This is a genomic window from Actinomyces sp. 565 (assembly GCF_010365615.1).
Taxonomy (GTDB): domain Bacteria; phylum Actinomycetota; class Actinomycetes; order Actinomycetales; family Actinomycetaceae; genus Actinomyces.
Genome location: NZ_PIZD01000048.1, coordinates 40552 through 64040 on the forward strand (window position 1 = coordinate 40552; position 23489 = coordinate 64040).

Annotated in this window: 19 protein-coding genes, 1 tRNA gene and 1 pseudogene; 15 read left to right on the forward strand and 6 right to left on the reverse strand. The window is 69.4% G+C overall.

Annotated features, from left to right (window positions below):
- Positions 1-75: 75 nt before the first annotated feature.
- Positions 76-666: a GDSL-type esterase/lipase family protein gene (locus GZ997_RS07240; RefSeq protein WP_161923826.1), complete on the reverse strand. Its 591-nt coding sequence runs from the start codon at positions 664-666 to the stop codon at positions 76-78.
- Between the two features lie 256 nt (positions 667-922).
- On the opposite strand from GZ997_RS07240, the gene GZ997_RS07245 reads away from it, so the two are divergent.
- The 5 genes from GZ997_RS07245 to GZ997_RS07265 all read left to right on the forward strand — a co-directional run bounded on the left by GZ997_RS07245 (position 923) and on the right by GZ997_RS07265 (position 7192).
- On the forward strand, positions 923-2290 hold the full coding sequence (locus GZ997_RS07245; RefSeq protein WP_343212297.1) for a hemolysin family protein: 1368 nt from the start codon (positions 923-925) through the stop codon (positions 2288-2290).
- Positions 2287-3435, forward strand: coding sequence for a hemolysin family protein (locus GZ997_RS07250; RefSeq protein ID WP_161923828.1), 1149 nt, complete (start codon positions 2287-2289; stop codon positions 3433-3435). The genes GZ997_RS07245 and GZ997_RS07250 overlap by 4 nt, the downstream gene beginning before the upstream one ends.
- Before the next feature lie 200 nt (positions 3436-3635).
- Positions 3636-4547, forward strand: coding sequence for a M23 family metallopeptidase (locus tag GZ997_RS13045; RefSeq protein WP_308807215.1), 912 nt, complete (start codon positions 3636-3638; stop codon positions 4545-4547).
- A gap of 55 nt (positions 4548-4602) precedes the next feature.
- Positions 4603-5346 (forward strand): glycerophosphodiester phosphodiesterase, encoded by a 744-nt coding sequence (locus tag GZ997_RS07260; protein ID WP_162679415.1) that lies wholly within the window; start codon positions 4603-4605, stop codon positions 5344-5346.
- A gap of 91 nt (positions 5347-5437) precedes the next feature.
- Positions 5438-7192 (forward strand): carboxylesterase family protein, encoded by a 1755-nt coding sequence (locus GZ997_RS07265; RefSeq protein ID WP_162679416.1) that lies wholly within the window; start codon positions 5438-5440, stop codon positions 7190-7192.
- 158 nt (positions 7193-7350) lie between these two features.
- Here GZ997_RS07265 and GZ997_RS12445 read toward each other — a convergent pair whose 3' ends face one another.
- On the reverse strand, positions 7351-7494 hold the full coding sequence (locus GZ997_RS12445) for a hypothetical protein (RefSeq protein ID WP_203234080.1): 144 nt from the start codon (positions 7492-7494) through the stop codon (positions 7351-7353).
- Positions 7495-7945: 451 nt separating this feature from the next.
- Here GZ997_RS12445 and GZ997_RS07270 point away from each other — a divergent pair, with 451 nt between their 5' ends.
- On the forward strand, positions 7946-8791 hold the full coding sequence (locus GZ997_RS07270) for a hypothetical protein (protein WP_162679417.1): 846 nt from the start codon (positions 7946-7948) through the stop codon (positions 8789-8791).
- 99 nt (positions 8792-8890) lie between these two features.
- Here the strand turns inward: GZ997_RS07270 and GZ997_RS07275 are convergent.
- Together GZ997_RS07275 and GZ997_RS07280 are read right to left on the reverse strand one after the other, a co-directional pair.
- Positions 8891-8963: transfer RNA gene (locus GZ997_RS07275), tRNA-Arg, on the reverse strand.
- Positions 8964-9045: 82 nt separating this feature from the next.
- Positions 9046-10392: an Nramp family divalent metal transporter gene (locus GZ997_RS07280; protein WP_162679468.1), complete on the reverse strand. Its 1347-nt coding sequence runs from the start codon at positions 10390-10392 to the stop codon at positions 9046-9048.
- 285 nt (positions 10393-10677) lie between these two features.
- Here GZ997_RS07280 and GZ997_RS07285 point away from each other — a divergent pair, with 285 nt between their 5' ends.
- From GZ997_RS07285 to lysA, 4 genes are all read left to right on the forward strand, one after another.
- Positions 10678-11844 carry a hypothetical protein gene (locus tag GZ997_RS07285; RefSeq protein ID WP_162679418.1) on the forward strand — a complete coding sequence of 389 codons (1167 nt, stop codon included), beginning with the start codon at positions 10678-10680 and terminating at the stop codon, positions 11842-11844.
- Complete coding sequence (locus tag GZ997_RS07290) at positions 11841-14300, forward strand: tetratricopeptide repeat protein (RefSeq protein ID WP_162679419.1); 2460 nt, start codon at positions 11841-11843, stop codon at positions 14298-14300. Before GZ997_RS07285 ends, GZ997_RS07290 begins: the two co-directional genes overlap by 4 nt.
- Before the next feature lie 135 nt (positions 14301-14435).
- A complete protein-coding gene (gene argS / locus GZ997_RS07295; protein WP_162679420.1) occupies positions 14436-16112 on the forward strand; it encodes an arginine--tRNA ligase in 1677 nt (558 codons plus the stop codon).
- On the forward strand, positions 16109-17572 hold the full coding sequence (gene lysA / locus GZ997_RS07300; protein WP_162679421.1) for a diaminopimelate decarboxylase: 1464 nt from the start codon (positions 16109-16111) through the stop codon (positions 17570-17572). The genes argS and lysA overlap by 4 nt, the downstream gene beginning before the upstream one ends.
- Here lysA and GZ997_RS13050 read toward each other — a convergent pair.
- Both GZ997_RS13050 and GZ997_RS13055 read right to left on the reverse strand, forming a co-directional pair.
- Positions 17569-17766, reverse strand: coding sequence for a hypothetical protein (locus tag GZ997_RS13050; RefSeq protein ID WP_237564437.1), 198 nt, complete (start codon positions 17764-17766; stop codon positions 17569-17571). The two genes, lysA and GZ997_RS13050, sit on opposite strands and share 4 nt — an antisense overlap.
- A gap of 37 nt (positions 17767-17803) precedes the next feature.
- Positions 17804-17878: pseudogene (locus tag GZ997_RS13055) on the reverse strand (type II toxin-antitoxin system prevent-host-death family antitoxin); the annotation flags it as partial.
- Positions 17879-18000: 122 nt separating this feature from the next.
- Here GZ997_RS13055 and GZ997_RS07315 point away from each other — a divergent pair.
- The 5 genes from GZ997_RS07315 to rpmE all read left to right on the forward strand — a co-directional run bounded on the left by GZ997_RS07315 (position 18001) and on the right by rpmE (position 23408).
- Complete coding sequence (locus GZ997_RS07315) at positions 18001-18261, forward strand: hypothetical protein (protein ID WP_162679422.1); 261 nt, start codon at positions 18001-18003, stop codon at positions 18259-18261.
- A gap of 227 nt (positions 18262-18488) precedes the next feature.
- Complete coding sequence (locus GZ997_RS07320) at positions 18489-19814, forward strand: homoserine dehydrogenase (protein WP_162679469.1); 1326 nt, start codon at positions 18489-18491, stop codon at positions 19812-19814.
- A gap of 6 nt (positions 19815-19820) precedes the next feature.
- On the forward strand, positions 19821-20735 hold the full coding sequence (gene thrB, locus GZ997_RS07325) for a homoserine kinase (protein WP_161923836.1): 915 nt from the start codon (positions 19821-19823) through the stop codon (positions 20733-20735).
- 252 nt (positions 20736-20987) lie between these two features.
- A complete protein-coding gene (gene rho / locus GZ997_RS07330; protein WP_162679423.1) occupies positions 20988-23036 on the forward strand; it encodes a transcription termination factor Rho in 2049 nt (682 codons plus the stop codon).
- Between the two features lie 159 nt (positions 23037-23195).
- Positions 23196-23408 (forward strand): 50S ribosomal protein L31, encoded by a 213-nt coding sequence (rpmE, locus tag GZ997_RS07335; protein WP_161923838.1) that lies wholly within the window; start codon positions 23196-23198, stop codon positions 23406-23408.
- Positions 23409-23489: the final 81 nt, after the last annotated feature.

Genomic DNA, 23489 nt, shown 5'->3' on the forward strand with positions numbered 1-23489 from the left:
CGGCGGCCGCGCGCCAAACGGCACTTCCCACCTAAACCGCTCTAAAAGACGGAGCGCCCTGGTTGCCCTTGCGGCTCATCGCGGCGCGGGCACTCCCAGCCACTCGTACCAGCCGCGGTGCAGAACCAGCCAGGCCAGCAGTCCGTAGCCCGCCTGGCCCGGGTGCCGGCCCCCGTCGGAGACGACGTCCGAGAGCCACTGGTCGTGGTTGCGCAGCGGCTCGAAGGTCTCCACGTACGGGATACCGCGGCGCTGGCAAACTTCGCCGACTGCCCGTGACAGTGCGGCCGTGCCATCGGGGTCAGCGGTCGGCAGTGGCGGCGGACCTACTACGAAGCACGCGCGGTGCTCGCTGGTGGCCGTGTCCAGTACGTTCGCGATGGCCAGGCGGGAGCGGGCGTGGGAGACGCCGGCCAGCACGTCTGCGACTCCCAGGCCGATAACTAGCCGGTTGACGCCGGAGCTGGTGGTGCGGCGGGCCACCTCGCTCTGCCAGCGCTCTGCAAGCCGGGCAGTCGTCTCGCCCGGAACTGCCAGCGTGTTCCACATGATGCCGAGCTCGCGGGGGGTGCGTGCCATTACCCGGCCGGTCCATCCCAGGGCGCGGGCATCCCCGTAGCCGGAGACCAGTTCGTCGCCAATGAAGCACAGGCTCGTTTCGTCCATGGGCACCCGCTCAGCTCCTTCCCACACGGCAGTTGCACGCCGGTGAAGTCGTCCTCGGGCGCTTGGGTCCCGAGCAGGATCCATCCTGCCATTGCCGACGCCGACGGCCGCGCACCACCTACGCCGCGTCCAGGTGATACCGTGCCAGCACTATGCGACGACACGCTCGCCGGGCGCACGGGCGCCCCACCCGCTCCGGTGCCGAATCAGACCACCCTCACCCTGAGTCCACTCGCCTGTGTGCCGGGGGCCGGCCGTGAGGGAGTGGCTCATGATCGCCGTCGGCGTGCTGCTGACGGCCGGAACCGCCCTATTCGTCGCCGGGGAGTTCTCCCTGGTGGCCCTGGATCCCTCTACGGTGGAAACCCGCGCCGTCGCCGGCGACCGGGGCGCCACCAGGGTCCGCCGGGCCCTGAGCCGGCTGTCCACGCTGCTGTCCGGTGCGCAGGTCGGTATCACCCTGACCACGATCCTGCTGGGGTACACCATGCAGGCGGCGCTGGCGACGCTGCTGACGGGCCTGATGTCCACCTGGCTGGCGCAGTCCGTGGCTACAGGCGTAGCAGCGACTGCCGCCCTGGTCATCGTCAATGCCTTTTCCATGGTGGTGGGTGAGCTCATCCCCAAGAACGCCACCCTGTCAGACCCGATGGCCGCCGCGCGCGCCGTCACCCCCTTCCTGACGGCCTTCACCACGGCACTCAGGCCGGTCATCGCGGTTCTCAACGGCACCGCCAACCGGGTGCTGCACCGGATCGGGATCGAACCCGCCGAGGAGATCAGCGGCACGCGCTCAGCCTCCGAGCTGGCTGCACTGGTGCGGCACAGCGCCGCGGAGGGCGTCCTAGACGTCTCCACCGCCACGCTGCTGACGCGCTCCATTGGTGTGGGCGAGCTGACCGCAGTCGACGTCATGACCGACCGGGGCCGCCTGCGCGCCCTGGCCGAGAACGACACCGCCGCCGACGTCGTCGCCCTGGCGCGCACAACCGGCCATTCCCGCTTCCCCGTGATCGGTGATGACAGCGACGACGTGCTCGGCATCGTGCACCTGCGCCGCGCCATCGCCGTGCCCTACGGCAAGCGGGCGGAGGTGCCGGTGACGTCCTCGTCCCTGATGACCCCCGCCCCCCGGGTGCCGGAGACCATGCCACTGGCCTCGCTGCTGGTGGAGCTGCGTGACACGGGCAGCCAGATGGCGCTCGTGGTAGACGAGTACGGTGGCACCGCCGGCGTGGTCACGCTCGAGGACGCCGTGGAGGAGATAGTCGGTGACGTGGCCGATGAGCACGACCGGCGTCGCTCCGGCGCCCACGCCGATGCGTCGGGGGACTGGCGCGTGCCCGGGTGGCTGCGTCCGGACGAGCTGGCCGACCGTGCCGGCGTGTTCGTTCCCGACGACGGCCCCTACGAGACCCTGGCCGGGCTGGTCATGACCGAGCTCGGTCGTATCCCGGAGGTCGGCGACGCCGTGACCACGCCGCAGGCAGTGCTCACGGTGCAGGCCATGGAGGGGCGCCGCATCACCCGGTTGCGCGTGCATCCCCTGGCCACACCTGAAGGCGTCGGTATGGAGCAGGGTGAGGCGGACGCGACCGCCGGGGGAGCGGAGACGGGGAAATGAGTACCTCCCTCGCGCTGCTCCTGACGGTGGCGCTGCTGGCCGGAAACGCGTTTTTTGTGGCTGCGGAGTTCGCCGTCACCTCCTCGCGGCGAGCCCGGCTGGAACCGCTGGCACAGGCCGGGGACCGGCGCGCTGCCACCGCCTTGTGGGCGCTACAGCATGTTTCTCGCATGCTCGCGACCGCCCAGCTAGGAGTGACCGTCTGCTCAACCGGCCTGGGTGTGGTTGCCGAGCCGGCCATCGCCCACCTGCTGACCCCCCTGCTCACCCGGGTGGGCGTTGGCGCCGTCGGGGCGCATGCAATCGCCGTGGTGGCGGCCCTGGTGATTGTGGTTTACGCACACGTCGTCATCGGGGAGATGGTGCCCAAGAACCTTTCAATCTCCGCGCCCGAGACTGCCGCCCGGTGGATCGTGCCGACGCTGGTGCGCCTGTCGCGGGTGCTCGGTCCGGTGATCACCGGCCTGAACGGCTTCGCCAACGGGGTGCTGCACTTGTGCGGCATCGAAACCAGGGAGGAGGTCTCCGCGGCCTTCAATGCCGCTGAGGTTGCCTCCATTGTGGAGCGCTCCACCGCGGAAGGGGTCCTGGACGACGAAACCGGGCTGCTTTCCGGCGCCCTGGAGTTCTCGGAGGAAACCGCCGGCAGCGTGATGGTGCCGGTCGGCTCACTGGTTACCCTGCCCACAGGCTGCACGCCCAAGGACGTGGAGCACGCGGTGGCTGCTACGGGCTACTCCCGTTTCCCGGTGGTGAGACAGCCCCAGGTCACCGCTCCCGGCTCCCGGCCCGGCCAGGCGCCGACCGGCGCGCCCGCGCAAGGGCGAGACGCGGACAGGCCGGATGCGGGAATCCTCGGGTACCTGCACCTGAAGGACGTGCTGTACGCCGATGAGGCGGAACGGGCGCGGCCCGTGCCCCCGTGGCGGGTACGCGCGCTCGTGCCGGTTCATGCCGATGACGAGGTTGAGGACGTACTGGCCTCGATGCAACGCTCCGGCGCGCACCTGGGCCGCGTCCAGGACGAGTCCGGCACGACGCTGGGCGTGGTATTCCTGGAGGACATTCTCGAGGAGCTCGTCGGTGAGGTGCATGACTCAATGCAGCGGGAGGACCATCGCCGCCGTGACCTGGGGCAGGGATGATCCCGCAGGAGATGTGACCGTCGTCCTGGTAATGGCGGATCACGGCTGGTTAAAGTGCACCGGTCGGTCGCGACGGCGGCCGCGAGCACTACCTCTGGAGGCACTGCGTGGCCGAACAGCCCATGACGCGGCGGCAACGTCGTGACGCAGAACGCGCTGCGGAACGCGAGCGGGAGCCCGGCGCACAATCCGCTCCACCGGTGTCACCGGCTCCCGCGCCGCAGGAGTCCACCCCGGCTCCCGTCCAGGTCGATACCTACCGGAGCCCATCCGGCGTCGGCATGGGCGCGCGCCAACCCGGGGGCCGTCGGTACAGCTACGCGGGAACAGTGGGGCGGCTGGGCGTGCTGGCAGTCCTAGCCCTGGTGACCGTGGTGGCTCCTTTGACTCTGAGCCTGCCCACCGGTCCGCAGGCGGTCGCCGCCCTGGGTGCCAGCAGCACGAATCCGACCGGCGTGGGAACCACCGACCCCTCCTCCTCGATCGCGGCCGCAGTACTCGGTTCCGACGCCGATGTCGATACCGACTCCGAGCTGTCCAACGTGCCCGACGCCGCCACCCTGGCCCGGATCCGCGAGGCGTATGAGAATGCCTCCGCAACTTGCGCCGCACAGACTTCCGGCGCCTCCGGCGACACTGCGGCATTCAACTCCGCCCCGGAGCTGTTCTACCCCATGATCGAGGGCACCTACACGGTCTCGTCCCCGTACGGCTACCGGCTGCACCCGACCCTGGGATACATGAAGCTCCACGCGGGACAGGACTACGCCGCCTCCGCCGGCACTCCCATCTACGCGGTCGCCGCCGGCACAGTCGTGGAGGCCGGCATGTCAGGCAGTACCGGCACTGTCACTATCGAGCATGAGCTCGACGGCGAGACCTGGTACACCAGCTACCTGCACATGTATGAGGACGGCATCTACGTATCCAAGGGGGACCAGGTAGAGGCGGGCCAGCTGATCGCCGGCGTCGGCTCCACCGGCTACTCCACGGGCCCGCACCTGCACTTCGAGGTGCGTACGGCCAACAACACAGAGGACTCCTCGACCGTCGACCCAGAGGAGTGGCTGGCGGAGCACACCGCCGTCGAGCTGACCACGGACTGCGCCTGACCGCTTGCACCCACCGCCCTGCAGCCATCCGAACGAGCCGCACAGGAAGCCGATAATGTCACCCTCTTACCGTTGCGCCGTCGTCGCCCACCGGGGCGGTGGCGGGGAGGCTCCGGAGAACACCTGGAGCGCCGTAGAGCACGTGGCCGGGCTCGGCCTGACCTGGATGGAAACCGACCTGCGGGCCACCGCAGACGGCGTTGTCGTGCTCTCCCATGACGCCGACCTGGCGCGCACGACGGGGGACCCCCGACGCATCGCAGAGCTGACGTGGGACGAACTGGCACGAGTAGACGCCGGCGACGGGCGCGCCCCCGTGCGCCTGGACGAGGCACTGGCCGCCCACCCCGGCATCCGCTTCAACGTCGACTTGAAGGACTCCGGCGTCGTGCAGCCTGCACTCCAGGCGGTGCGCGAGGCCGACGCCCTGGAACGGGTGCGCTTCGCCTCCTTCTCCGCCCGTCGCCTGGCGGTGCTGCGCCGCCAAGAGCCGCGGGCAACTACCTCGCTGGGGGTGGGTGACGTGGCCGGGCTGATGCTGCTCAGCGAGGCGGCCGTGCCGGTGCCGCACACGCGCTGGGCCTGGACCAACGGGCGGGTCGACGCCGTCCAGGTGCCCCTCCGCTTCCACCGCGTGCCCGTGGTCACTCGCCGCTTCATCGCCCAGGCGCACACCGCCGGGCTGGAAGTGCACGTGTGGACCGTAGACGACCCAGAGCAGATGCGCTCGCTGGCCGCGCGCGGAGTCGACGCCATCATCACCGATCATCCCGCCCTCGCGCTGGAAGTACTCGGCTGACGCACGGCGCCCGGGCGCGCCGTCACCCCCGGTGGGTGCCGCATGATGCCAAGGCTGTGACACTGCGGTGGTTGGGGGTGAGAATCAGGGCATGACCGCGCCCAGCCCTCCGCCGCACGCCTCCACCCAGCACGTCGCCTCCACCCCGATCGCCGTCCCAGCCGGGCAGACCGGGCCCCGCGTGGATACCTCCGCGGGAGCGGTGCGCGGGGTATGGCGCAGCATCGTCTCCGCTCCCGACCGGATCGGCCCCGCCGCCCGGTACGAGCGCTCCGCAGCCTTCTACGGCATCCCGTACGCCGAGGCGCCGACGGGGGACCTGCGCTTCCTGGCGCCCGTGCGCCGCAAGCCCTGGAGCGGCGAGCATGCCGCCGTCCTGCCCGCGGCCACGCCACAGCGCGGTTCGATCTTCGCCGACCCGGCCATCCCCGAGCCGAGCGTGCCCGGCGACGACTTCCTCACCCTCAACGTCTTCACCCCCGCGCCGGGGGACGAGGACGCAGGCCTGCCGGTGCTGGTGTGGATCCACGGCGGCGGCTGGACCTCCGGCTCCCACAACTCGCCCTGGTATGACGGCGCCGCCTTCAATCGCGACGGCGTGGTCACCGTGTCGGTCGCCTACCGGCTCGGTTTCGACGGGTACGGGTACATCCCCGACTCCGACGCCCCCTACAACCGGGCGGTTCTGGACCAGGTCATGGCCCTGGAGTGGGTGCGCGACAACATCGCCCGCTTCGGTGGCGACCCCGCCAAGGTGACGATCGGCGGGCAGAGCGCCGGCGGCGGCAACAGCCTGGTGCTCCTGTCCGTGCCGCGCGCCCGGGGTCTGTTCCGCGGCGTGATCTCCGAGTCCGGCGCAGTCACGGACCTGCCGGCCGCACGCAACGCGGACAATGCCGCTCGCATGGCCGCGGCCCTCGGTGTGGCGCCGACGCTCGCGGGGTTCCGGTCCTGCAGCTATGACGATGTCTTCACCGCGCAGAACGCCCTGGACGCCGTCGAGGATCGCGCCGACGACGGCGGTGCCGCTGCAGCCGGACCGGACCCCGCCGGAGCGGTAGCCGGGGTGCTGGCGGGCATCGGCAAGCCCGATACGGGTATCCCATTCAGTCCGACCGTGGACGGTGAGATCATCAGTGCCCCGATCCGCCAGGCCCTGCGCCGGGGAGACGGGGCGCAGGTCCCGATCCTCGTCGGCTCGACCACGCACGACTTCGCCTTAGCCGGCATGGCATACGCCGAGGCGATGGCCGGGCGCAACCCGCGCGAGGTGCTGGTGGCCGGCGGCATGAGCGGGTCGATGGCCGACCGGTTGCTTGCCGCGCACCCCGAGCATGCCGACTCCCCGCACATGGTGATCGGCAACCTCATCTCGGACGCGACCTTCCACATCCCGCTCGCCGGGTGGTTCCTAACCCGCGCCGCGCACGCCGAGGCGGCGGGCACGAGTGCCACCGGCGCGGCCGGCCGGGCCGAGTCAGGTGCGGGCATCCTCGGCGGTGGGCCGGATACCGAGGAAGCCGCCGACAGCTACGCCTACGAGTTCAGCTACTGCGGTGGGAGTGCGGGACAGGCTACGCACTGCATGGAGATCCCCTTCGTCTTCGACTGCCTGGGCGAGCCCTACTGTGAGCACACGCTCGGAGCGTCGCCGCCGCAGGCGCTCGCGGACGCGATGCATTCGGCCTGGGTGAGTTTCATCGAGACCGGTGAGCCCGGCTGGGAGCCTTGGACGGGGCGAAGTATCGGCCGGCGCTTCGGTGACAACCGCTCCGGGGAGCTGACCGTGGCCGCGGACCGCGTCATCTTCGATACCGACCGAGACCTCGCCGCCGGCGCGCGCTGATCGCAGTGCAGTAGCGTGCGGGGAACGCCGAGGCCCGGCCCTGACGTACAACAACCCGACCTGTCTTGTGCCTATTTGGCTTGCCAGCGAGAAACGTCGCGGGCACAATAGAGGGGAGCCACCTGGTGGCATACGGATGGCTCCCCGACGCAGGCGGTTCAGTTGAGCCACCTGCCGAGGGCATCCACAAGGACACCAATGGCCCGGATCAGTTGAGCGAGTGATTCGAACAGTTCGCTCAGCTTCCGGGCCATTCCCTTGTCCTTGTGGACTTTGGCATGTCGGCCTTTCGGCTTGGACATGGCCCCCACCTCCCTCCTGGCTCCTACCTTCTCGGGCAAGGACATTGAGTGTTCCGAGAGGAGGTGCCGGAGAAGGCATGTTCAGCGTAACAGCGGCCACCAACGCGCGACGATGCCTTGAGCTGCCAAGGACTCAGAGGCATTCTGCTACAGCGTCCCTCAGGATCGACGAAGCCCCCGCCGACTCGGGATCGGGCGGGGGCTCGGGGCCGGTGCCCCGGACAGGATTCGAACCTGCGATCCTTGGACCGGACGGTGAGCTACCCGCATGTCGCGGTACGGTCTCGGTAACAATCAGGGATAGGTGGGATGGTGCCCGGCCGGGCGCCCTCCCACCCCGGCTCGCCGACGCACCACCGCCAGCAGGCCCGCAGGCCGGGGCAGTCAGACGCCCCGCACCTGCTGAGGACAGGCAGGACCGACCTGCGGTCCCCAAGACAGGAGCACCACCTTGCGCTACGCAGCTACCAGCGGCGGAGAACTGATCAGCATCGAAAAATACGCGGCTAGTCCCAACACACCCCAGGCGCTGACCTGCCCGGGCCAGGCACCCGACGGCAGACCCTGCCGCGCCACCGCCTGGGCCAAGGCACTGAACTCCCCGTACGTCCGACCCCACTTCGCCGCCAAGGAACACATCACCGACTGCGACGAGGGAGAAGCCGCGGTACGAGCCAGAAAAGGCCACCGCGACGGATCCACAACCACCCGCACCCGCCATGAGGGGCCGACACTGCTGCTCATCACGCCCAGCTCCACACCGGGCAAGGACACCAGGACGCCCACTACCCGCACCAAGGCCTCCGGACGTCCCATGGCCACAGCCATCACAGGCCCCGCCAGCAGACGATCCGCCCCCACCGCGAGAAAAGTCCCATTGGCCTCGCTGCTCGCCCGCGCCCTCAGCGGCCGCCTCGACCCCGAAACAACCCTTGCGCTGCCCGACAAGACCAGAGGGCCGGTCAGCCGACTCCTGATCCCCGCAAACACCCTCACCAAAGACCACGACGGTCTGCACGCGTGCTTCTACGGCCGAGTCACCGACTACGCCGAGAACACCGCAACGCGCAGTGTCTTCCTGAACCTCAAGCCCCGGCCCGGCACCAGCCGAAGAAACACTGCCGGCTTTATGATCCGTGAGGACCAGGCCCCCAGCGTCCAGGACAACCTCGACGCCAGCATCGGTGACCTCGTAGACCACCACGTCATCGTCATCGGCGCCCTGCGCGTATCCGCCAACAGGGGCAGTCTCTACATCGTCCTCGACGACACCGACTCCATCACCTACCAGCGCTGACAGCTTCACGGCCTGCTTATGAACAGGGAAGGGCTCATTGCAATGGCCGGATCGACGAAGCCCCCGCCGACTCGGGATCGGGCGGGGGCTCGGGGCCGGTGCCCCGGACAGGATTCGAACCTGCGACCTTCTGCTCCGGAGGCAGACGCTCTATCCACTGAGCTACCGGGGCCCGAGGCGTGACTGTACCAGCGTTCGGGCGCTGGACGGAAACTGGCGTCCTGTGGTGTTCGCCGACGTGTACGCCCGGGTGTTCACCCGTTACCCGTAAGTGTGAGCACCACCAGCGCCAGATTGAGCACGATGATGAGCGTCGCCGCCGCGCGGGAGGTCCAGCGCAGTAGAGCGCCGTCGCGCCACCGTCCCATGACCTGCTCCGAGCCGGTGGCCTGCATCAGCGGCACGATCGCGAGCGGGATCCCAAAGGAAAGCACCACCTGGCTGAGCACGAGTGCCCAGGTGGGCTCGGCCCCTACGGCGATGATGATCAGCGCGGGCACAAGCGTGACCGCTCGGCGCGCCAAAAGCGGTACGCGGATATGCAGCAGGCCCGCCATGATCTCGCTGCCGGCATAGGCGCCCACCGACGTCGATGCCAGCCCGGACGCCAACAGTCCAATGGCGAACACGACGCCTACGGCCGGCCCCAGTGAGGCGGTGATGGCGGCGTGCGCCCCCTCGATCGTGTCGGTGCCGTCTGCGCCGGACAGGGCGGAGGCGGCCAGTAGCAGCAGGGCAATGTTGACGCCGCCGGCCAGCGCCAGCGCCCAGATCACGTCTACGCGCGTGGCGCGGATAAGCCGGCCGGTGCGCGTCTGCCCGGAGGAGGCGCCGTCGCCATGGGGGGTACCGCCGGAAGTGGCGGGTGCGCCGTCGTCTGGAATTGGGGTGGCGCCGTCGGCCTGGCGTTCGGCGTGCCCCTCACCGATCTCCTCGTGGTGGTCGCGCACCAGGGAGGAATGCAGGTAGATGGCGTGTGGCATGACGGTGGCGCCGAGCATGGAGGCGGCCACCAGCAGGCTGCCCGATCCCTGCAGGCGGGGGATGAGGCCGGCGAAGGTCTCGCCCCAGTCGGGTGGGGCGATGAGCAGCCCGCCCACGAAGCCGATCGTCACCACCACCAGGAGCGCCACCACGGCCCCTTCGAAGGTGCGTTGGCTGCGGCGCTCCTGCAGGGCCAGCAGCAGCATGGAGACGGCGCCGATGATCACGCCGCCGGTCAGCAGCGGGATGTTGAACAGCAGGTGCAGGGCGACGGCGCCGCCGATCACCTCGGCCAGGTCAGTGGCGGCGGCGACCAGCTCCGCCTGTGCCCAGTAGGCCAGGCGCGGGCCACGGCCGAGCCGGTACCCGAGCACCTGCGGCAGCGAGCGGCCGGTGACGATACCGAGCTTGGCGCTCTGGTACTGGATCAGCACAGCCATGGCGTTTGCCAGTACCAGCACCCACACCAGCGTATAGCCGTAGCGGGCGCCGGCGGTGATGTTAGCCGCCACGTTGCCGGGGTCCACGTAGGCGACCGCGGCAACGAAGGCCGGGCCCAGCAGGGCCAGCAGCCGGTGCCGGGGCGGGCGCGACTTGGGGGCGTGCTTGCGCGCGATGACGTCGACGGCGTCGGTGGTGTTGCCGGGAGCGGACACGGTCGGCCTCCTCACATGGTTTCGGCTACCCGAAACTCTACTACTTTGTGGGGGCGCTTGCACCGGCAGGCGTGGTGAGGCGGTATCGGCTGGCGCCTGTGCGCAACTCGTGCCGGTCTTGGCGCTTCGAGTCGGATTGCTGGGGTGTCCACGCGGGTCGCCTCGGGGTGGCCGATAGGACCTCTTGACGTACGTGAGTCTTCACGTATATTTGTACGGGAGATTCGACGTACATCGGAGGTCGTCATGGAACCGGTTCCTCTCACCGTGGTGCCGCAGCCCGGAAATGCCCGAGATGCCGAGAAGTTCGTGGGGCGCGTTGCGGTCAGTGACCGCGCCCGCAAGCGGCTGTTGGCGGGGGTGAATCTCCTGCTCACGGACCCCAGGCGCATGGGCAAGACCTACTGGCTGCGCACATTCGCTGCCAGGGAGGCGGCCTTCCGGCCCTACTTCATCGACTACGAGGGCGTGGGGACTACGGATCGCTTCCTCGCGGTGACCGCAGAGGGGCTGCGTGGGAACCCGGAGCTGCCGGTGCGGGTTCGCGAGGTCCTCAAAACGGTGTTCGACCACGTCGATACTGTTGGTGTTCCCGGATTGACTCTCAAGACCTACCACCGCCAGACCCCGCCGCTGGACCTGCTTACCAAGATCCTTGCAGCGCTGGACCAAGGCGATGACTCAGCCATCCCGCTGATCCTCATGGATGAGGTGCCTATGGCGGTCGGCAATATTGCACGCAACGAAGGTACGCAGGCGGCTAAAGAGCTTTTGCAGACTCTGCGTCGGCTCAGGCAGCAGTACACCCGAGTGCGCTGGATCGTCACCGGCTCTATCGGCTTCCATCACGTGCTTGAGCAAGCGGGGACAACCAGTGGCGACATAAACGACCTGGAGACGCTGCACCTCGGGCCCATGCCCGATGATGAGGTGCGCGAGCTCGCGCAAGCGCTTCTCCGTGGCATTGAGCAGATGCCTTCCGATCGTGTTGTCGCTGAGCTGGTAGAGGTGGCGGGCGGTGTCCCCTTCATAATGCACGCCGTTGCCCGCAGCCTTGATAGGGCTGGGGGAACGCTTGGGCCGCAGGAGGTCAGGGAGGCCTTTGAAGGCATCATTGATGATCCGGACGACTTCCGGCATCTGAAGCACTTCGAGGAGCGGGTGCGCGTGTACTACGGGCAGAAGGCACGGCTCGCCGCGCGAGTGCTCAGCGCTACGGCTACGGCCGCACCGCGGGCGTGGGTTCCACTGACTGAGGCCCTGGAAGACGATGCCTCGGAAGAGCTGGATGAGGTTGTTGAGCTGCTGTGCAGCGACCATTACCTTGAGCGTCGCGGCTCGCGTGTGCGCTGGCGTTATCCGGCATTCGCCTACATCTGGGCACGTAAGCACAATCTCCTGGAGCGTCCATGACCACGATCTCCCGATACACCCCCTCCACTATGCCCGGTGAGCAGCTCGAGCGCCTGTTCGTGGCGCGCGAGCGGATCCTGGCCCGCCTCGTGGAGCGCGTGGAGGCGCTGGGAACTACTCCGAGCCCGCATCACACCCTCCTGGTTGGGCCGCGGGGGGCTGGCAAGACGCACCTCATCGCCCTGGTTGCACATCGCGCCCGCCGCCTGACCGAGGGCGGCCAACGAATGCGCATAGCGTGGTTGCCCGAGGACCCATGGACGATCGCGTCCTACGGGAGGCTGCTGGCGGCCATCCTTGACGCGGCGGGTGAGGAGTCCGACTCGCATCTCAGCGAGGACCAGCTCGATGCGCAACTGCGCGCCTCGCTGCGTACCAACGGCCCGGTACTGCTGCTCATGGAGAACGTGGACCAGGTTCTTAATGCGATTGGCGACCTGGGCCAGCAGCGCCTGCGGAATCTCTTCCAGACCGAATCCGGCATCCTCCTGATCGGTTCCACGACGACGCTGGACCGGACGCTCGCCGATGAGGCCTTCCCCTTCTTCGACTTCTTCGACACGATCCGCCTTGAGCCATTCTCCGCCCAGGAGGCCCAGGACATGCTGCGGGCTCTCGCCCACGAGGGCGGGGACAGCGCGCTGGAGGAGCGGCTGGAAGAGCCCGACGCCGTCGCGCGTATTCATACCATTTCGCATTTGGCGGGTGGTCAACCACGGTTGTGGGCACTGCTCGGCAGCGTGCTGACAGTGGATCAGGTGGATAACATCACCGACCTTCTGCTCACCCGCTTCGACGATCTCACTCCCTATTACCAGGAGCGGCTCGCACGGCTCTCGCCGCAGCAGCGGCTCGTCGTCGCCGAACTGGCGACGGCTGACAGGCCACTGCCGGTCAAGGCGATTGCCGAGCGGGTGGGTGCGGATCAGCGCAGCGTGGCAAAGTCGGTAAGTGATCTGGTGGATCAGGGCTGGCTCGCCGCGGTCTCAACCCCGTTCGCCCACCTGCTCGACCGGCGCAGGACCTACTACGAGCTGGCCGAGCCGCTGGCTCGTCTCGCCTTCCAGATCAAGGAGTCCCGTGGTGAGCCGCTCAAGCTCATTATTGAGTTCCTGGTCAACTGGTTCGACGTCGAGGAGCTGCACGCATCGGGTAGGAACGAGTACGCCCGCGCCGCGCTGGAAATGATCGACCAGGATGAGACGCTCAGCCTTGTGCGCGGCCTGACGAGTCTTCCTGCTGTGCGCCGCCCCTCGCTCGCCCTGATGGGCCGGGTTGAGGACGCTCTTGCTGCTCTTGCTAGCGGAGATGCCGAGCCGGTTATGAGCCTGCCGAGCACGCTGCGGCAGGCGATAGAACTGCGTTACGGTGACGATGGCGGCATCACTGGCATGCGCCTGCTGCTGCTTGAACGCGCGCTGACGGAAGTGGGGAATGTGCCGCAGGCGGACTCGCAGGAGGCGTGGCTGTCACGTGCCGAACGGCTCGACGGCGAGGCGCAGTCTCACCAAAGCCGCCTTATGCATGTGCGTTGGCTGGCCGCCGGCTGGCGTCTGGAAGAGGCTGAGGCGGCGCTCTCGACAATTCCGCCGGGGGATGAGCGTACTGATGGACAGTATGTGCTCGCTGACGCGTACTATTCTGCGGGTCTGGTGGAGGAAACCATTGCCTTATATGAGCAGATAGTAAAGGACCGTCTGCGTGTGCTGGGGCCTGACCATCCCGACACCTTGGTCAGCCGAAGCAACCTCGCCTACGCTTACGAGCTTGCGGATCGGCTGGAGGAAGCTATCGGACTGCGTGAGCAGGTTCTGAACGATAGCTTGTGTGTTCTGGGGCCTGGCCACCCCGACACCCTGTTAAGTCGGGCCAATCTTGCGGACGTCTACCAGGCCGTGGGCCGGTCGGAGGAGGCCGTCTACCTGTACGAGCAAAACCTCAAAGATCATCTGCGTCTGTTGGAATCTGATCATCCAGATACCTTGGCCAGCCGCAACAACCTCGCCAACGCGTACTGGAGGGCGGGTCGTGTGGAAGAGGCCATCGGCTTGTTCGAGCAAGTAGTTCAGGACAGCCTGCGCATCCTGGGGCCTGACCACCCCGACACCCTGACTAGCCGCCAAAGCCTCGCTGGTGCCCTCCGGGATGCGGGCCGGGTGGAGGATGCCATTGAGCTGTACCAGCAGGTCCTGCAGGACAGCATGCGCATCCTGGGGCCTGACCACCCTCAGACCTTGATCCGCTTGGGTATCCTCGCCGGTGCCTATGAGTTGGCAGGGCGTCCTGAGGATGCCATCGGCTCACATGAGCGGGTGCTTCAGGATAGCCTGCGTATCTTGGGGCATGACCACCCCCACACCCTGGCCGCACGCGACAGTCTGGCCGCTGCATATCTGGCAGGAGGGCGCCCGGAGGATGCCGAGAAGCTGCTGAATCGGTGGCCCTCCGGGAGCTGATGTCTCGCGCGCGCGGCATCGGGCAGAGCGTGACGGACCCGTGTCGACCGACCTCGGCACGTGACGTCTACCGACCTCGGCGTGTGAGTGGTGCCGGTTTCGGCGCGTTGGGGCGGTGCCGGTACGCTGGCGCGCGTGACCCCAGAAGAGCTCGCCGAAGCGATCCGCAACGTCCTCCTCGCCGCCGCCAGTGACGGCAGCCTCGCCCTGCCGGTGGAGGAGGTGCCGGTCCCCAAGGTCGAGCGCCCCCGCTCCCGCGAGCACGGCGACTGGGCCACCAACGTCGCCATGCAGCTGGCCAAGAAGGCCGGCACCAACCCGCGCGCCCTGGCCCAGCTGCTGTCCGAGCGTGTGGGTGCCCTGGACGGCGTCGCCTCCGCCGAGGTCGCCGGCCCCGGCTTCCTCAACATCCGTCTGGACGCCGCCAGCGCGGGCGAGCTCGCCCGCACCATCCTCACCGCCGGCACCGCCTATGGCACCAACGACTCCCTGGCGGGCCAGCACATCAACCTCGAGTACGTCTCCGCCAACCCCACCGGCCCGGTGCACCTGGGTGGGGCCCGGTGGGCCGCCGTCGGCGACTCCCTGGCCCGCATCATGGCCGCCTGCGGCGCCGAGGTCACCCGCGAGTACTACTTCAACGACCACGGCACCCAGATCGACCGCTTCGCCCGCTCCCTGCTCGCCGCCGCCCGCGGCCAGGAGATCCCCGCGGACGGCTACGGCGGCTCCTACATCGGCGAGATCGCCGCCCGGGTCACCGCGGACGAGGCCGCCGCCGGCCGCCCCGACCCCGCCACCCTGCCCGACGCCGAGGCCACCGAGGTCTTCCGCGCCCGCGGTGTGGACCTCATGTTCGCCGCCGTCAAGGCCGAGCTGCACGACTTCCGCACCGACTTCGACGTCTTCTTCCACGAGGACTCCCTGCACACCTCCGGCGCCGTCGACCGCGCGATCGGCCGCCTGCGCGAGCGCGGCGTCATCTTCGAGGCCGACGGCGCCACCTGGCTGCGCACCACCGACTTCGGCGACGACAAGGACCGCGTCCTGATCAAGTCCGACGGCGACCCCGCCTACTTCGCCGCCGACGTCGCCTACTACCTGGACAAGCGCGCCCGCGGCGCCGACTGCGCCATCTACCTGCTGGGCGCAGACCACCACGGCTACATCGGCCGCATGATGGCCATGTGCGCCGCCTACGGCGACGATCCCGGCGTCAACATGCAGATCATCATCGGCCAGCTGGTCAACCTGGTGCGCGACGGGCAGCCGGTGCGCATGTCCAAGCGTGCCGGCACCGTGGTCACCCTGGAGGACCTGGTCGACGCCGTCGGCGTGGACGCGGCTCGCTATGCGCTCGCCCGCTCCTCCATGGACTCCATGATCGACATCGACCTGAACCTGCTGGCCTCCACCTCCAACGACAACCCCGTCTACTACGTCCAGTACGCCCACGCCCGCATCCGCTCGGTGGCCCGCAACGCCATCGAGCGGGGCGTGACCCGCGAGGCCGGCTTCGACCCCGCCCAGCTGGACACCCCCCACGACGCCCAGCTGCTGGGTGTACTCGCCCAGTACCCGGCCATCGTCGCCCAGGCCGCCGCCCTGCGTGAGCAGCACCGCGTGGCCCGCTACCTGGAGACGCTCGCCGCCGCCTACCACACCTGGTACGGCGCCACCCGCGTCACCCCGCGCGGCGACGACCCGGTCGACGCCGGGCACGTCGCCCGCCTGTGGGTCAACGACGCCGTCGGCCAGGTCATCGCCAACGGGCTCGGCCTGCTGGGCGTGAGTGCTCCGGAGCGCATGTGATGAGCGCCGTACCCGCGGGCGAGGCCCCCCTCGGCGCCCTGGTCGCCCCCGAGCCCGAGGCGCGTCCGGACCTGTGGCCATGGTCTGCCCGGCGCGGCGCCGACGGCGCCCTTGAGATCGGCGAGCGCAGTGTGGGGGAGATCCTCGCCGACGCCCCCACTCCAGTGTTTGTCCTGGACGAGGCCGACCTGCGCGGCCGCGCCGCCACCTGGGCCGCCGCCATGGCCGAGGAGTTCTGGCCCGACTACGGCATGAACGGCGGCCAGGCCTACTACGCCGGCAAGGCCTTCCTCACCACCCGCGTGGCCCGCACGGTCCTGGCCGAGGGCATGGGCATCGACACCGCCTCCGCCGGGGAACTGGCCGTGGGCGTCGCCGCGCTGGCCGCCGTCGACGGCGAGGCCGCCACCGCCCACGCCACTCGGCTGGGCCTGCACGGCAACGGCAAGACCCGTGCCGAGATCCGCACCGCGCTCGCCCACCGGGTCGGCCACCTGGTCCTGGACTCGGTCGAGGAGATCGAGCTGGCGGCCGCCGCCGTGCGGGAGCTGCGCGAGTCCGGCCACTACGCTCCCGAGGAGACCGGCTCGGTCATGCTGCGCCTGACCACCGGCATCCACGCCGGCGGGCACGAGTACATCTCCACCGCCCATGAGGACCAGAAGTTCGGCATCTCCGTGGCCACCGGTGCTGCGCTCGAGGCCGCCCGCGCCGTCGTCGCCGCACCCGAGCTGGACCTGCACGGATTGCATTCCCACATCGGCTCCCAGATCTTCGACCTGGCCGGATTCCGTGAGGCCGTCGGCGTCGTGCTGCGCCTGCGCCACCAGATCGCCGAGGACACCGGCGTGCTGTGCGAGGAGGTGGACCTGGGCGGCGGCTACGGGATCGCCTACACCGGCGCCGACCCCGTCGCCCCGTCCCCGGCGGACATCGCCCGCACCCTGGCCGAGGCGGTCCGCGACCTGTGTGCCGAACTGGGCGACGCCGTCCCACATGTTTCCGTGGAACCGGGCCGCTCGATAGCCGGGCCGGCCATGGTCACCCTGTACACGGTGACCGGGCTCAAGCATGTGGAGCTGGGGGAGGGGACCGCCCGCCTGTACGTGAGCGTAGACGGCGGCATGAGCGACAACATCCGCCCTGCGTTGTACGACGCCGCCTACACGGCCCTGGTGGCCAACCGGCGCCCCGACCCGGGGGCTGGGCTGGTGCGGGCGCGCGTGGTCGGAAAGCACTGCGAGAGCGGCGACGTGGTGGTACGCGACGTGGACCTGCCCGCCGACCTTGCGGTCGGAGACGTGCTGGCGGTTCCGGCCACCGGCGCCTACGGGCGCTCCATGGCCAGCAACTACAACCTGTTCACCCGGCCCGGCGTCGCCTGGGTTGAGGACGGTCGGCAGGGCTGGGTGCTGCGCCCGGAGACCATCGCCGACCTACTCGCCCTGGAGAGGGACTAAGCCGACGGTCCTGCCGGGTCGAGTGCGCTCAGCCCCTGCGCGCGGGCGGCGGCCAGGCGCGCGTTATGGGTGAGGACCGTGACCGGGTCGCGCGGGTCATTCAGGATGAGGGCTGTGGCCAGGTGAATCGCATCCAGGGAGGCTAGGGATCGGACCGGTTCGCTCGTGCGTGGCCTCTCGGATGAGACCTTCACGCAGCAGACGCTCGTAGGGAGTCTCCTCGGGATTGATCGGTACCAGGCGGGCGACTGGGCGCCCGCGGTCGGTGATGGTGACGGGATGCCCGGAGGAGACGACGTCGGCCACGATCCGCCCGGAGAGTCGTTAAGGGAAGACCCCTACTCCCTGAGGAGGAGGCGTAGGGGTCGGAATTCCACCCCGGGGACGTACTGCGTGAGTGAGATATTCCTTACGGTCGGGTTATGGACATGACGCGCTCTTCCCTGGAGACCCCGCCCCCGGCGTGGGGGCGCTATGACGAGCCTGTGGATCACCGCCGCGGCACCGTCGGGCGGGGAAGCGACGGCATGCTGGCGGTCTGGGCGCTGGCGACCTGCATACTGGTCGGCCTGCTGCTGGTGGTAGCCATCACCCCGTCCCTGTACACCGCCTCGGGGCTAGCGCTGAGCCTGTCGGCGCTGGCCGGCTGGAGTGCACTAAGTGCGAGGGTGGTGCGGGGCCTGCGCTGATATCTGCCCCGACCGATCTCGGCACGTAACGTCTACCGATCTCGGCGTGTGGAGGGAGAGGGAAGTGAGCGAGAGGAGGTGACGCCGTCGCTCACCAAGCCGGAGAGGCACCAAAGCCCCGGCGCCGCCTATGCTGTGGCGAGTCATGCTCGCCCGCCCCGGCGAGCCCGTACGCACTCGAGGTGGTTCCCGTGAAACAGCAGGCAGCCCAGGAAACGGCACAGTCGATCCCGCCGGCCGCGCCGCGGCCGCAGCGCCCCACGCTGCGCGTCGGCGTCCTCGGCTCCGGCACCGTCGGCACCCAGGTGATCCGCCTGCTGCTCGAACAGGCGGACGACTTCGCCGCCCGCTCCGGTGCCCGCCTGGAGATCACCGGCGTCGCCGTGCGCGACGTGGACGCCCCCCGAGACGAGGCCGTCCCGCGCGAGCTGCTCACCGACGACGCCCAATCCGTGGCCACCTCCAACGACATCGTCGTCGAACTCATCGGCGGCATCGAGCCGGCCCGCACCCTCATCCTTGCGGCCTTCGCCTCCGGCGCCAGCGTCATCACCGGCAACAAGGCCCTGATCGCCGCCCACGGCCCCGAGCTGTACGCGGCCGCCGCCGCAGCGAACACCGACTTCTACTACGAGGCCGCCGTCGCCGGCGCCATCCCCGTGGTCTACGCCCTGCGCGAGTCCATGGCAGGCGACCGCGTCACCAGCGTGCTCGGCATCGTCAACGGCACCACCAACTACATCCTGGACGAGATGAGCACTAAGGGCCTGTCCTTCGACGCTGCCCTCGCCGCCGCCCAGGAGCTCGGCTACGCCGAGGCCGACCCCACCGCCGACGTCGACGGGCTCGACGCCGCCGCCAAGGCCGCCATCATCGCCTCCCTCGCCTTCCATACGCGTGTCGGTCTCGACGACGTCGAGGTCGAGGGCATCCGCTCCATCACCGCCGACGACATCCGCGAGGCCCACGCCTCCGGCTGCGAGCTCAAGCTGCTGGCCATCGCCCAGCGCCGCGAGGACGAGCAGGCCAACGGCATCTCCGTGCGCGTGCACCCCGCCCTGGTGCCCGCCGACCACCCACTCGCCAGCGTCCACGGCGGCTTCAACGCCGTCCTGGTGGAGGCCGAGGCCGCCGGACGGCTCATGTTCTACGGCCAGGGCGCCGGCGGCACCCCCACCGCCTCCGCCGTGCTCTCCGACGTCGTCGCCGCCGCCGCCCACCGTGTCAACGGCGGACAGGCGCCCCGCGAGTCCAGCTACGCCGACCTGCCGATCCTGCCCCCCGAGCAGGCGCTCACCCGCTACCAGATCCAACTGCGGGTGGCCGACGCGCCCGGCTCGCTGGCCGCAGTCGCCCAGGTATTCGGCGACCACGACGTCTCCATCAACTCGGTGCGGCAGGCCAGCTACGTAGACGTCGGCGACGAACTGGCGTTGGTAACCATCGTCACCCACGCCGCCCCGGTGGGCAGGCTTGAGGCCGCCGTGGACGGGCTGCGCGCCCAGGACCGCGTCGCCGAGGTTGTCTCCACCCGCCGCGTAGAGGGGCTGTGAAACCACATGCGACTGGCCAACGAGTGTGCGGCGGTGCGCGTGCCCGCCACCACCGCGAATATGGGCCCCGGCTTCGACTCCTTCGGGATGGCCTTCACCTACTATGACGAAGTTGAGGTCCGCCCGATCGTGGGCGCCACCAGTGTCACGGTAAAGGGCGTGGGGGAGGGCACTGTCCCCACCGACGACTCCAACCTGGTGGTACGGGCCCTGCGCGCAGGCCTGGACGCCGCCGGCGCACCCCAGGCGGGCTTCGAGATGCACTGCCTCAACCGCATCCCCCACGGCGGCGGCATGGGCTCCTCTGCAAGCGCAGCCGTTGCCGGCCTGATGCTCGCCCGTGGCCTGCTGTCCGACCCCGAGGCGCTGCCCGACGAGGAGGTATTCCGGATCGCCACCGGTTTTGAAGGCCACCCCGATAACGTCGCCCCAGCGGTATTCGGCGGCGCCACCGTCGCCTGGATCGAGGCCGACGGCACACCCCGCTCCGCGCCCATGCCGGTGGACGCGACCCTGGCAGTGAGCCTGCTGGTCCCGCCGTCTACCACCAGACTGAGCACCGAGGAGGCCCGCAAGGTCCTGCCCGCCTCCGTGCCGCGCGCCGACGCCCTGTTCAACACCTCCCGCGCCGCCATCCTCATGCTCGCCCTCGCGGGGCGCCCGGACCTGCTCATGGCGGGAACCGAGGACCGACTTCACCAGGAGTACCGGCGCGGCGTGCTGCCCGCATCCATGGCGGTGATGGACTCCCTGCGCGAACAGGGCTACCCGGCGGTCATCTCCGGTGCTGGCCCCACCGTGCTCGTCCTGGCGGATCTGTCTCAGCAGACCCGCTTCACCCTGGAACGGCACGGGTGGACGGTGCTGCGCCCCGGCATCGATCTGACCGGCGCCCAGCTGGTGGAGCCGTCGGCGCGATAAGGGCAAAGGAGACTAAACGGGAGAGGGTTCACATGCATCGGTATACCGATGCATGTGCAATGCCATCGGGTGGTCTGCTACTGTTTCCCCGGCGGCGAGCCGAAACGAAGCGGCGCGCCGCATGCGCACCAGGCTGAGGCCGCAGGCCCTGCCACGGTTCCTCGTCGGTGCACGACTTCATCCCGTGACATTCCGGGACAGTCCCAGATACATCTGCCACTTCAGGCTGATGTCCACACCGTTAGGACACTCGTGACCGAGATCTCCAGCGCTCGCCCTTCGCTGTCCACCATGCGACTGGCTGAACTCCAGCAGCTCGCTTCATCCATGGGCCTAAAGGGCACCTCACGTATGCGGAAGAGCGAACTAATCGCCGCCATCCGCGAGAACCAGAAAGACGCACCCGCGGCCGCGTCGGCCCCGGCCGCGCAGGCTCCAGAGCAGGGGCCCGGGAAACAATCAGGACAGAGCGAGCCATCCGCACCGGCGCGCCGCCGCGGTCGGCCCGCGCCCGCCGCCGATGAGGCCGCCGGGTCCGAATCTGCGCAGGAGGAGACGGGCACTGCGGCAGCGTCGGCCGGCCTCTCCGCCCCGGCCCGCTCCCGGCGCCGTGTGACTGCAGCGGCCGGTGCCCCCAAGGACGCCCCGGCGGCTGCGGAAGCGCCCCTGACCCTCGACCTGCCCCAGCACGCCACCTCGGCCCAGGACGGTGCCCAGGCGCCCGCGCACCCAGACCGGGCCGCAGCGCAGTCAGGGCCCGCAGGTGCCCGTGACGGATCCCGGCGTCCCCGGCGCCGAGCCCAGTCGTCCCCCGGCGCTCCTGAGCGCCGCCACGGCTTCGAGCTGCCTGGTGCGGACCACACTGACGCCAAGGCGGCACTCATGCGGGACCTGGCCGACGCCACCGGCACCCCCGCGGTAGAGCCGAGCGAGCGCCGTCGCCGCGGCGCCAGCGACTGGGACGAGCAGGTGGACGAGGACACCCGCGGCCCACGCCGTCGGCGCGGCCGCAAGCGCCGGGACCGGGACGGCCGAGGCGACTACGACGGCAACCAGGACCGGGGGCAGCAGGCCCGCGAGGAGGAGGTCCTGCTACCGGTCGCCGGTATCCTCGACATGGCTGACCACCAGCACGCCTACCTGCGCACCTCCGGCTACCTGCCCGGCCCCAAGGACGTGTACGTCAGCGGCCAGCAGATCAAGGAGAACGGTCTGCGCGCCGGCGACGCGATCACCGGGTGGGTACGCGAGAACGGCGACAACAACGCCGGCCCCGGCGGGGGCTCCGGCCGCGGCCGCCGCCAGAACCGCGCCAACCGCTTGAAGTACAAGCCGCTGGTCTCCGTGGAGACCATCAATGGCATGGATCCCGAGCGGGCGGGGCGCCGTCCCGAGTTCACCAAGCTCACCCCCCTGTACCCCCAGGAACAGCTGCGCCTGGAGACCACCCCGAAGGCCCTGACCCCACGCGTAATCGACCTGGTCTCACCCATCGGCAAGGGCCAGCGCGGCCTGATCGTCTCCCCGCCCAAGGCCGGCAAGACGATCATCCTGCAGCAGATCGCCAACGCGATAGCCGTTAACAACCCCGAGGCACACCTGATGGTGGTGCTGGTCGATGAGCGCCCCGAGGAGGTCACCGACATGCAGCGCACGGTCAAGGGGGAGGTCATCGCCTCCACCTTCGACCGGCCCGCATCCGACCACACCACCGTCGCGGAGCTCGCCATCGAGCGCGCCAAGCGGCTGGTCGAGCTGGGACAGGACGTGGTGGTGCTGCTCGACTCCATCACCCGCCTGGGACGCGCCTACAACCTGGCCGCACCCGCCTCCGGGCGCATCCTGTCCGGTGGTGTGGACGCCAGTGCCCTGTACCCGCCCAAGCGCTTCTTCGGCGCCGCCCGCAACATCGAGAACGGCGGCAGCCTGACCATCCTGGCCACCGCCCTGGTGGAGACCGGCTCGAAGATGGATGAGGTCATCTTCGAGGAGTTCAAGGGCACCGGCAACATGGAGCTGCGACTGTCGCGGCAGCTGGCCGAGCGGCGTGTCTTCCCCGCTGTCGACGTCGCCGCATCCTCCACGCGCCGCGAGGAGCTGCTCATCGACCCGGCCCAGCTGAAGATCATGTGGCGGCTGCGGCGGCTGTTCTCCGGACTGGAGCAGCAGCAGGCCCTGGAGCTGGTGCTCGGCAAGCTCAAGGAGACCCAGTCCAACGCGGAATTCCTCATGGTCATCTCAAAGACCACGCCGCAGGGCACCTCCCTGGCGGACGCCGACGACGATTCCAAGCTGGCCTGACCCGCCACGTCCGCTCACCTCGCCCACCGCTACCGTGCTGCGTCTCACCCGGTGCGCGCGTTGTGGGGGCCGAGGTGGGCTGGCAGAATATCCGACCGGCCTCCGGTTCACCCGCGCATCCGTGTGGGACCCGGGACCCCTAGTCATAAGGAGTCACCTATGAAGCAGGGTATCCACCCCGAATACGTGCCCACCACGGTCACGTGCACCTGCGGCAACAGCTTCGAGACCCGTTCCACCGTCACCTCTGGTGAGATTCGTGTGGACGTGTGCTCTGCTTGCCACCCCTTCTACACCGGCAAGCAGAAGATCCTCGACACCGGTGGCCGCGTGGCCCGCTTCGAGGCCCGCTACGGCAAGCGCAAGAAGTAATCCCGTAGCGCTTCGTCAGCGACTACTAACGACCTTGGGGTGCGTCCCACGACCGCACGATGCGCGTGGGACGCACCCCAA